The organism is SAR202 cluster bacterium (assembly GCA_009392515.1).
Classification (GTDB): domain Bacteria; phylum Chloroflexota; class Dehalococcoidia; order Lucifugimonadales; family UBA6952; genus UBA6952.
In genome coordinates this window covers 47,427-58,656 of the sequence record VFGE01000033.1, presented here as the reverse complement: position 1 = coordinate 58,656, position 11,230 = coordinate 47,427, and the positions used below count along the sequence as shown (strand labels likewise).

The window sequence follows — 11,230 nt, the reverse complement described above, 5'->3', positions numbered from 1 at the left end:
AATAATAAATCTTGTCTAGAATCGATTGATATTATATTTGGTCTACAGTATATTAGTCTTTAATCTTAATGTGATAGAGCAAATTGGTTATTTCCAATTACGGAGGTAAGAGAATGGATTTTGAACTTCAATACACAAAAGAACAAGAAGAATTTAGGAAAGAAGTAAAAACATTTCTAGAAACTACTATTTCAAAAGATTTAAAACATCCAGTAGACCCAAAAGATCTAACATATGATCAATATATGATTAGACGTGCTGTAGGTAAAGCTTTAGGAGAAAAAGGTTGGCTTTGGCCTATGGCTCCAACCGAATATGGTGGCGGCGGGTTAACTATAGATCATGCAATAATTATCGAAGAAGAAGTGGGTAAATATGGACTCCCTATACCTCCCTATTATGATTCAGGAGGTAGGCTTGGTGGACCATCTATTTTAGTATGGGGTACAGAGGAACAAAAACAAGAATTTCTCCCCCCCATATTCAAAGGAGAGGTCAGAACTTGGCAACTTCTCTCTGAACCATCCGCAGGTTCGGATTTAGCTGGAGTTCAAACCACAGCGATACTAGATGGTGACGACTATGTAATCAATGGTCAAAAGATATGGGTTGGAAGTAATCATGGAGCAGAACAATCATGGATGATATGTCTTACTGATCCTGAAGGTAAGCGCCATGAAAATCTATCCTGGTTTATAGTTCCAATGGATTTGCCTGGAATTACTATTGTCCCTATGGATTTGCTAACGACAGGAGGAGAAGGTGGAGCAGGAACTGGCGAAAAAAATACTATATTTTTTGATAATGTAAGAATACCTGCAACAAACCTTATAGGCGGCCTAAATAACGGATGGAAAGTTGCAACTACTCACTTAGAACTTGAGCATGGTGGTGGTGGCCAAATCCGCAAAAATGACCTTGTTGATAGAATTATTAATTACTGTAAAAATTCAGAAAGTCTTGGAGAACCATTAATAAAAAATCAAGATATACAAGATAATATTGTAGATATCTATATAGAGTCTGAAATTACACGATTATTCAATTTGAGAAACTATTGGCTTGCTCATGCCAACAAACAACGAACCTATGAAGGTCCTCAAAGTTCTTTCTACAGAAAAACATCTGCTTTAAGAATTGCAGAAAAGATATTAGATATCCTAGGCCCGTATGCAATAACAAACGACGAAAAATGGGGTTTGTATGATGGAGCAATAGAATTGCAACATCGTGGTGCAATAGTTGGATTACATCCAGGTGGTACTACAGATATACAAAGAGTCATTATGTCTAGAAGAATTGGTATAGGTCGTGAAATAAAAGAGCAAGCAGGAACATTATCCTAGGAGGATTCGAATGGATTTATCACTATCTCCCGATCAAGAATTAATAAAAAACACAGCAAGAGAATTTGTTAGTCAAGAATTTTCTAAAGAAACAATATTAGAATTAGATCTTACTGAATCAGGATTTAACAAAGATTTATGGGACAGCGTGTGTGAAATTGGATGGCTAGGAATTTTGGTTCCAGAAAAATATGGTGGATCAGAAAACTCTTTAACAGATGCAGCAGTTCTTTACGAAGAACTTGGACGAGGACCAGTTCCCGGACCTTTTTTTTCATCTGGAATATTGTCCGTAAATATTCTTCTTCAAACTGCAAATGAAAAACAAAAGGCCGAAATTTTGCCCAAAATTGCTTCTGGTGAATATATAGTCACTCCAGCAATTACTGAACCAAGTTATGGATGGGATAAAAAATATATAAACCTTTCCATAGAAAATAATTCTTTGACTGGCACAAAGCTTTTTGTACAAGACGGATTAAGTGCAACCCATATCCTATGTGCTGTTAGATCTGAAAAAAATAAAGATTCCATATCAATTGTTTTTATTGATGTCAATTCTGAAGGTATTGAAAGAAAACAATTAGAAGGTTTTCTTAGTGCATCTTCAGAAATCTCTTTTGAATCTGTCAAAATTACTGACGATATGATTTTGGGAGATATTAATACTGACCAATGGGATAGCCTATATACAGGTATCTTAAATTCTTTACCAATACTATGTTCATACCAAGTTGGTGGTTCTCAAGCAGTATTCGATCTCTCGGTCGAATATAGCAGAACTAGAAAACAATTTGGGCAATCTATTGGTAGATTTCAAAGAGTACAGGACCATATCATAGAAATAGTAAATCACCTGGATGCAGCTAGATGGACAACATATGAAGCTTTATGGAAACTTGAATCAAATATGGATTCAAATACAAGTATTCATCTTGCAAGTGCAGTTTCCAGTGAAGCCTATTTAAAAGCTTGTGACGGTGGGCATACAGTACATGCTGGAATAGGATCATTGCGAGAATATGGGCTTACCTTACACACACAAATGTCCAGAACTCTCTATCATTTCCTAGGTGATCCCAAATTCCACAAACGCAAAATTGCAAAAAGCTTAAATTTTTAATTACATATTTGAAATATATTTTCCTAAGAACTTTGCAGTCCTTTCGAGGGACTCCTCACGATTATCTCCTACAGTAAGTATGGAAAATAAAAGCTCTGATATTCCTGTATCAAACATTGCTTCAATTTTGGCAGAAGCTTGTTCTTCCGTACCAGATATGACTAAGTCGTCTGCCATTCTATCACTCCAGACTTTAGTATGCTCTACCTCCTCATAACCACAATCCATTAACATTCTGTTGTAGAAAGGTAAGGTAGGATATATTCCCATTTGGGATCTAAGAGCATCCCTGACCAATTCTTTCTCCTCTGATATACAAATTGGGGCATGCACGATTAATGGGGGAACACTATCACGATTAGCTTGTAAAGCTCCATTTTCAATTGAAGGTATTGCTACATTTTTTACATGAGACATTGGACAAACCCAAGTTATAATACCATCGGATATTTTTCCGCATAATTCAAAAGCTTTTTGTCGTAATGCGGAAGACATTATTGGAATATCTGCATGTAATCCATCTTGAGAATGTGCTTGATAATATTTCCCACTAAAATCAACTCCGTCACCCTGAATAATATCTTTGAGAATTATTAAGTACTCTTCTAAATGCCCTAATGGATCACGAAAATTAACGCCAAACATACCTTCCATATTTGGTTTGTGGCTGGGACCTATACCTAAACGAAATCGTGAAGGAGCAAGCTCAGATATCACTTTTACTTGTTGGAATATTGAAATAGGATGTCTCGGCCATGTAGGAATAATTGATGTCCCCATCAATATATTTTCTGTTTGAACAGCTGCAGCAGAAAAAACTGTCAAAGCATCAGCTCTTGCACCACCCGTAGTCAGCCATGCAGCATCAAGCCCAAAAATTTCTAATTGATTGATTCTTTGTAACACCCCATTTGCAGTAGATTCATTAACTGCAACACCAATACGATTATTAGATCTCATAAAACTTCCCCTCATTAAAATGTAGCTAATCCTAATTGACTAGCATATATGGTTAAAGTATATTGAAGCCACTAAAGTAACGCAACAAAATTAATTTACACAGGAGATAAAAAATGAAATGGTGTAGACTAGAAATTAATAACGAACCTTTATACGGTATAATTGAAAATAACAACATAACTCCTGTATTAGGAACCCCTTTTACAAATTATGAAAAAACTTCTCAAAGTATCCCATTTACGGAAGCAAAATTGCTTGTACCTGTGGTTCCATCAACATTTTATGCAGCTGGAATTAATTATATGGGTCATGTAATTAAAATGGCAGAAATTACAGGAAGAGAAGGATCTCCACCCCCAGCAGCAGATATAGGATATCGAGCTAATAATGCTTTAATTGCTCATAATGAAACAATAATTATCCCAAAAGATGCAACAGATAAAGTTCAATATGAAGGAGAGCTTGTTGTGGTTATAGGCAAAACTGCAAAAAACCTTACCCCAACGAATCTTTGGGATTATATTTTGGGATATACAATTGGTAATGATGTGAGTGAAAGAACATGGCAAGGTAATGATAGAACCCTTTGGAGAGCAAAAAATACGGACACATTCAAACCAATGGGGCCTTGGATAGAAACTGATGTTAACCCAGAAGATATGACCACTACTGTGAAAGTAAATAACGAAATTCAAGATCAATTTAAAACAAATAATATGATATTTGGAATTACAGAATATCTTTGCAATATGACAAAATACTTAACGTTACATCCAGGAGATGTTGTATGGATGGGAACAGATGATGTTCCTATCGATATAAAAGACGGCGATGTGGTAGATATAGAAATAACTGGAATTGGTACTTTAAGCAATCCTGTAAAAAGATCAACAGAGTAAGGAATCATATGGAACTCGGAATTAAAAATAAAACAGCACTTATTACTGGTGCTTCAAAAGGATTGGGGTTTTTTATTGCGTCAGCCCTTGCTAAAGAGGGATGTAATATAGGAATCTGTGCTCGTAATAAAGAAGAAATAAAATCTGCAGAAAAAAAGTTAACAAATCTAGGCGTAAAAGTATTAGGTATAGAAGCTGATGTTACGACTAACGAAGGTACAAATGAAGCATATAGCGCAACGGTCAAATCTATTGGCCCCATTGATATCCTTATAAATAATGTGGGAGGATCTACTGGAAGAACTTTTGATACAACTACAGATGAAGATTGGAAAAACACGTTTGATCTAAACCTTCTATCAGGAGTACAACTAATCCGCCTATGTTTACCAGATATGAAAAATAAATCTTGGGGAAGAATAATCAATATTTCTTCAATTTATGGACGCGAATATGGAGGTGGATTAACATATATGGCCACAAAGTCAGCTTTAATATCGATGTCAAAACACCTTGCTTTAGATTTAGCTGGCACAGGGATTACTGTAAACACTATCGCCCCAGGTTCAATTTATTTTGAAGGTGGACGATGGGAGCGATTTCAAAAAGAAAATACAAAAGAATTTGTTGAAGATTTTATTAAAAATAACCTCCCTATGGGAAAATTTGGCTGGCCTGAACCTGTAGCAGACTTGGCGACGTTCTTGGCATCAAATAATGCAGACCTAATTACTGGGACTTCGATAAACGTAGATGGTGGACAATCTAAAAGTTTATTTTAGCTAATAGAATAAACTATCCGTTTTAATTCATTCCTTATGTCATAAGTATATGAAGGTACAAACTGGGTCATAAATATACAAATCAAGTCTACCTGTGGATCTATCCAAAAATATGTGCTTGCAGCTCCACCCCATCCATATTGTCCTTTAGAACCTTCAGATGTATCAGCAGTCTGTGTTGAAAAACCTAAACCAAACCCAACGTCTTCGAAGCTGGACTCAGCCCAACGTATACCAGTCATCGCAAACTGGTTCAAATCGTTATTATTAGGAATATGATTCTGAGTCATTAATTCTACAGTTTCAGGATTTAGAATAAAAGCATCGCCTAACCCGCCCTTATTTAACAACATTCTTGAAAAATTCATATAATCATCTAAAGTAGAAACTAATCCTCCTCCTCCAGATAAATAAGCTGGCTTCTCTCCATAAATACTCTCTAAAGGATCATCTATTAATCGTAATCCTTCAGATTCAGAAAAATTTTCTTCCGAGGAGTAATTTGAAGGCACTGAAACATAATTTGCAGCCAACCTATGTATTTTTTCATCGGGGACATAAAAATCTGTATCTTTCATTTCTAAAGGATCAAAAATATATTTCTTTAAATAATCGTCAAAATCCATATCTGATATTATTGAAATTAAAAATCCTAAAACATCTGTTGATAAAGAATAATTCCATGCACTACCTGGGGTAAATAACAATGGGAGATTAGATAACACCTCAATAAGGTCTTCAAGCGTACCGGAGTTAGGATCTGATAAATTTATCAAAGTTCTATAGGCTTGATCTACCTTAGTATCACTCATAATCCCATAAGAAAGTCCTGATTGATGTGTTAGTAAATGCTTAATAGTCATTGGCTGGGAAGGAGGTATACCAAAGAAATTATTCAAATTTCCTGACTGGTATACAATTAGATCTTTCCATGATGGAATAAATTTATGTACAGGGTCATCTAGTGATACCAAACCTAATTCATAAAGTCGCATAAATGCAACAGATGTAATAGGTTTAGTCATCGAAAATATACGAAAAATGGTATCTCGTGTTACATGTTTGCCTCTCTCTATATCCATCAAGCCCAACAAAGGACCATCTATTACTTCACCCTTATGGTAATAAAGGGTAGCTCCACAAGAAAAACGCCCAGTTTGTATATAATTTTCCTGAATGTGATTTTCGATATAAGTTAATTTTTTTTCAGTCAATTCAAAATTCATATTAACTCATCATATCACAAAATCAATTTAGAATTGTTTTATCTTTAAGAAACTTTTTATCCAATCTAATTTGATTGTTTTTGGTTTCTTTAAGCAAAATACTTATAAATGTATCAATTTGAGATTTCAATGATGGATTTTCAAGTATTTTTTGCTTTTCTATATTTGGTATTTCTAGAATAGACATCCCATAAGTAAATAATGGATTTAATTCTAAAGGAGCCTTTCTATCAGATATCCATTCTCCTCTAAAACCTGCCACACTATTTATATAATCAGTTAAATATTTCATAACTTGTCTTTTTTCATTTAGAGTAAATTCAACTTCCAGATTACGATCTTTAAGCATAGATATTTTAGCCTTAAGATACAAATCATCATGAATTAATTTTATAATTTTGAAGGTATTAATACCTTCAACTTTTATATCATACCTCCCATCAGGCAATTCATATATTTCTGTGAATTCCACAAAGGTACCTATTTCAAAAGGAGTAGTCTCTGAGTCCCCTACCTCTTCTCCGTTTTTAATTAGACAAATTCCAAAACCAGTATTATTTTGAACACAATATTTCATCATTTGCCTATATCTTGGTTCAAATATATGTAAATTTATTTTACTACCTGGAAACACCACAAGATTGAGAGGGAAAATAGGTATTTCAATTTCTTCTTCCATGTTTTTTGCTCTAATTTATCTTATAAATATATGAAATGAATTTGCCTTAAGTGTATAATAGATATATTGAACCTATTACCCGCTTACTGTCAAATAATATAGAAACATCAAAATGAGCTATGCAAAGTATGACTTCGGTCAAATATCAAAATTAAGTGCAGAATCCGTAGGTGAGCCAGGTCAGCGTACTTTCCATATAATTATAGAGTCATCTAATGAAAGTTCTGCAATCATATGGTTAGAAAAAGAACAATTATTTAATATGGCTGTAGCTTTAAAACGAACTGTTTCTACTATTGAGGTTGAATCTCCTAGTAATTCAATAAAACATTTTGAAGATCAGCCTTTATCTAATATTGAACCATACTTAAAAGTTGAGTTTAAGGCAAGTGAACTAGAAGTAGGCTATGATAAAGATTCAGATCTCTATTTCGTTTCTTTTTATGATGCAAATGAATTTGATATTGATGCTCCAAAAGTGAATTTCTATACTGATGGCGACATAATTGATCAACTTGCTGAAGATAGTTTTGCTGTCTGTGCTGCAGGTAGGCCACTATGTCCTCTATGTTTAGTTCCTACTAAAGATAGTTCTTGTGTATGGGAAGAATGTTTTAGAAAAAATTAAACTCTAGAAACCTCAATATTGTAATGAAAAACAGCGAATTACCATTTGATGTAGTTTTAAGATTGTTATCATTTGGTGAAATAACAAAGTGTACTTCAACTGAAACTGGTTCCAATTATACATTTTATTTGAATTTGTCAGATAACAGCGGAAACAGTTGCGAGGCTGTATACAAACCAATGTTAGGTGAAGTACCTTTATGGGATTTCGAACCTGAAACTTTGTATCTAAGAGAATATGCAAGCTATCTTGTCAGTGAAGCATTAGATTGGAACCTAATACCCCCTACTACTATACGTATAGGGCCTTTTGGGATTGGATCAGTACAGTATCGGGTTGATTATCTTAATGATGAGAATTTCTTTACCTTACGAGACGACTATCCAGATATTATGAAAAAGATTTGTTTATTCGATATCATAACGAATAATGCAGACCGAAAAGGAAGTCATTGTATTCAAGATAGCAATAATTCAATTTGGTCTATAGATCACGGGATATGTTTTAATGAAGAATATAAGCTTAGAACAGTAATTTGGGACTATATGCTTGAAATAATCCCTACAGAGCTTTTAAAAGATATACAGGACCTAGATGACTCTTTCCATAATAAAAATGGGCTGAAGAGCATACTAAATACCTATTTATCTAAAAGTGAAGTAGATGCTTTTGAAATGAGACTAAAAAAAGTTTTAGAAGAAAAAGTTTATATTGAGCCTCAAGATGATCGAAGACCTTACCCATGGCCTTTACTATAATTACGTTAATCCTAATTTCCATCGGGTACGACGAATAAACATATCTAAAAAAGAACGTCTTTTAATATTCTTTGAAACATAGTCAATCAAATTAGATGGGCCAGCAAGTATTGAAAGATTCCAATTATATAAAGTGGGATACGTATCAAATTCAGAATTGAGAAATACAGTTGGTGAAGTAATCCATTTATTTGGTTTCACTTCCATCATAATCTCTCCTCCTGCTTCTTTTACAATAGTTATACCAGCTGCGATATCCCAGATTTTAGGATGATTAAAAACTGCTAATTGTAAGGAAGAAGTAGCAATCAGACTTATTTCATATGCTGTACTCCCTATACTTCTAAAATCACCTGTATTTTTTGCCAGCTCTCTCTTTGCTTTATAACGTGATCTTGCAAACCGTATGTTTGCCAAACCTGTTTGTAGAGGTTCATTATTAGACACTACATTAACTTTTTGATCATCCAAATATGCCCCATTTCCTTTACGAGCTCTGATAATTGAAGAAGATTGCCACGGTAGATTTCGTAGTAGTATGACTCCAACCACAGGTTCGCCCTTATAAAGAATTCCTATAGATATCGAATAAAATGGGAATTTGTTTAAAAAATTATTTGTACCATCCAAAGGATCAATTACCCAACAGTATTCAGAATTAGAAACAATGTGAGGATCATTTTCCTCTGAAATAATTGAATGTTCAGGAAACTTTTCTCTTATTAGGTTGCGTATTAAAAGATCTGCTTCTATATCAGCTGTTGTAACAGGATCTGAAGACCCCTCGGACTTATAGTTTATGTCAAATGTAGAATGAAAGTATTTTTCAACAAGTTCACCCGCTGAATTAGCAACTTTCACCGCATGATTTTCAACATCTTCTAATATTTGCGAATTTGTTTCCAAATTATTTCCTTTAAATAAAAACCATCTTGCCTATAAGACAAGATGGTTTGTTATTTCTTTTATGTTGTTAGAATTACTTAATTCTAGCTTCTGCTCTTCTTCTAAATATAAAGAATGAACTCATGATTATAAGCAATGTTCCAGCTAAACCTGTAACAATCAATAAATTGTTTGAAGGAGTTGTTCCACCAGCTTTAGGTAATTCTGGGACTGGTGTTGCTGTTGGAATTGCAGCTGGTGCTGCAGTCGCAGTTGTTGCAGAACTTGTAGTTTGATCGAGTTTAAATCCTACGTTAGCCATTGCATTCAATTCTGTAGTATTTGTTGGATTATTTGATTTAAATGTATCAACACTTGTACCACTTGTTGTTTTCACAACATGAATACCGACTTTAGTAGAAGCAGAAATAGCACCTGGACTACACTTTTCATCACATGTGAAGAGTAAGTCTAATTGATTCCCTGTAGGGAAGAAACCATTATTTCCCATTCTAAACGTTGCATTTGGCTTCTTGGAAGCAGCAGCTGTTTCACCAGTTTCTGCTACAGCAGGATTAACAAATACCTCAATTGCTGAAACTTCATTAGCCCAGCCAGAATTCAAACCAACGGTAACCTTCACTGTTCTACCAGCATTTGTCCAGTTCCATCCAAAATGTTTGTTAGGATCTTTACCCCAACCGTAACATAATTCGTAATTACCTGGTACTAATACTTGGCCAGCACCCATTGTAACTCTAAGTGTGTTTGTATCAACAACAGAAGTCGTAGTGTTTGCTACTGCATTAGAAGCACATGTACCAGCATCAGCAACAACTCTATGTAATCCATTTGCTGTTAACATTGGGACATGATCTGCGTTAGATATATCTATATCTGTTGTTGCGGCATCTGAATAGCCTCCATATGCATACACTAATTCATAATCTGTAGCATTTTCTAATCTACCACCTGACATAGTGATTCTCACTGTATTAGCGTCAACTTTAGTGACCGCTGAGTTAGCAACTGCTGCAGTAGAAACAGTTCCACCATCCGCAACGAGTTTCATACCTGAGTATGTACCAGCTGCAACAGCAAGTAGTGGTGTATGAGCAGCATTACTAATGTCTACATCAACAGTTCCACCATCTACAAGTCCTCCCCAGTCATAAACTAACTCAAAGTCAGTATTAACAGCCAAAGCTCCACCAGACATTGATATTCGAAGAGTTTGTGCGTCAACTCTCGTAACTGTAGAGTTTGCAATTGCTCCACTACCAGAATTTCCACCATTAGCAACTAGTTTATAAGCACCATTTAATGAACGATGCGCAGCATTAGATATTGTAACATCTTGAGAACCACCGTCTAATATTCCACCAACGGTTCTATAACAGAGTTCATAATCACCAGCAGTTAAAGCTCCACCACCCATAGTGATAGTTACTGTTCCATTAATTCTATGAGCAGCACTCGCGACAGTACCAGTAGAGTTTGCTACTGCTCCACTGTCACAATTTCCACCATCAGCTACAATCTTAGGGAAACCAGCTTCATGAGCTTTGAGCATTTTTACAGATGTTGTAATGGTCGTTGCAGCTCCATCTGCAACAGCTGGGAGTGTAACAGCTTGAACATTAGCGTTATTAAGGTTATCAGAAGTGAACGCTTGAGTTGCTCCATCAGCACCTAGACTTGCATAAGCTTGGGTCTGCCCAACGGCTCCAGCCACAGTAAGTGCTTGAGTTGAGTGTTCAAAATGATTTTGCTTGAAAGCAAATGTTGTATCATCAGTAATGGCTCCATCTGCATCACCAGCATACGCTGTACTATAGAATAGTCCAAATGTAGCGAGAGCAATTATTAGTGAAATCCCGATTATCGATCTACTGTTTCTTAGTAGCATGCGGGCTACCTCCATATTTGGCCTTTGAAGCCGTT

11 protein-coding genes are annotated in these 11,230 nt (G+C 35.2%); 6 read left to right on the top strand and 5 right to left on the bottom strand.

The genetic code is table 11. The annotated features are described in order from the left end of the window. Positions 1-113: 113 nt before the first annotated feature. Entirely contained in the window at positions 114-1,346 is a 1,233-nt protein-coding gene (locus FI695_05355; GenBank protein MQG51387.1) for a hypothetical protein, read from the top strand. Positions 1,347-1,356: 10 nt separating this feature from the next. Next, on the top strand, positions 1,357-2,469 hold the full coding sequence (locus FI695_05350) for an acyl-CoA dehydrogenase (GenBank protein ID MQG51386.1): 1,113 nt from the start codon (positions 1,357-1,359) through the stop codon (positions 2,467-2,469). On the opposite strand, the gene FI695_05345 is transcribed toward FI695_05350, so the two are convergent. Next, positions 2,470-3,444 carry an LLM class flavin-dependent oxidoreductase gene (locus tag FI695_05345; protein ID MQG51385.1) on the bottom strand — a complete coding sequence of 325 codons (975 nt, stop codon included), beginning with the start codon at positions 3,442-3,444 and terminating at the stop codon, positions 2,470-2,472. It lies immediately after the preceding gene. A 98-nt stretch (positions 3,445-3,542) separates the two neighbouring features. Here FI695_05345 and FI695_05340 point away from each other — a divergent pair, with 98 nt between their 5' ends. Both FI695_05340 and FI695_05335 read left to right on the top strand, forming a co-directional pair. Next, positions 3,543-4,328 carry a DUF2437 domain-containing protein gene (locus tag FI695_05340; GenBank protein ID MQG51384.1) on the top strand — a complete coding sequence of 262 codons (786 nt, stop codon included), beginning with the start codon at positions 3,543-3,545 and terminating at the stop codon, positions 4,326-4,328. Positions 4,329-4,336: 8 nt separating this feature from the next. Then, on the top strand, positions 4,337-5,110 hold the full coding sequence (locus FI695_05335; GenBank protein MQG51383.1) for an SDR family oxidoreductase: 774 nt from the start codon (positions 4,337-4,339) through the stop codon (positions 5,108-5,110). Here FI695_05335 and FI695_05330 read toward each other — a convergent pair. Both FI695_05330 and FI695_05325 read right to left on the bottom strand, forming a co-directional pair. Further along, positions 5,107-6,336, bottom strand: a complete 1,230-nt coding sequence (locus FI695_05330) for a beta-lactamase family protein (protein MQG51382.1) — start codon at positions 6,334-6,336, stop codon at positions 5,107-5,109. The genes FI695_05335 and FI695_05330 overlap by 4 nt on opposite strands. Before the next feature lie 22 nt (positions 6,337-6,358). Then, complete coding sequence (locus tag FI695_05325) at positions 6,359-7,015, bottom strand: hypothetical protein (protein ID MQG51381.1); 657 nt, start codon at positions 7,013-7,015, stop codon at positions 6,359-6,361. A gap of 112 nt (positions 7,016-7,127) precedes the next feature. On the opposite strand from FI695_05325, the gene FI695_05320 reads away from it, so the two are divergent. Continuing rightward, positions 7,128-7,643 (top strand): DUF3090 family protein, encoded by a 516-nt coding sequence (locus FI695_05320; protein MQG51380.1) that lies wholly within the window; start codon positions 7,128-7,130, stop codon positions 7,641-7,643. 23 nt (positions 7,644-7,666) lie between these two features. Then, the gene (locus FI695_05315) at positions 7,667-8,401 is read left to right on the top strand and encodes a hypothetical protein (GenBank protein MQG51379.1); all 735 of its coding nucleotides are present in this window, start codon (positions 7,667-7,669) and stop codon (positions 8,399-8,401) included. Here the strand turns inward: FI695_05315 and FI695_05310 are convergent, their stop codons facing one another. After that, on the bottom strand, positions 8,402-9,307 hold the full coding sequence (locus FI695_05310; GenBank protein ID MQG51378.1) for an inositol monophosphatase: 906 nt from the start codon (positions 9,305-9,307) through the stop codon (positions 8,402-8,404). It abuts the gene before it with no gap. Positions 9,308-9,380: 73 nt separating this feature from the next. After that, positions 9,381-11,195 (bottom strand): hypothetical protein, encoded by a 1,815-nt coding sequence (locus FI695_05305; GenBank protein MQG51377.1) that lies wholly within the window; start codon positions 11,193-11,195, stop codon positions 9,381-9,383. Between the last annotated feature and the right edge of the window lie 35 nt (positions 11,196-11,230).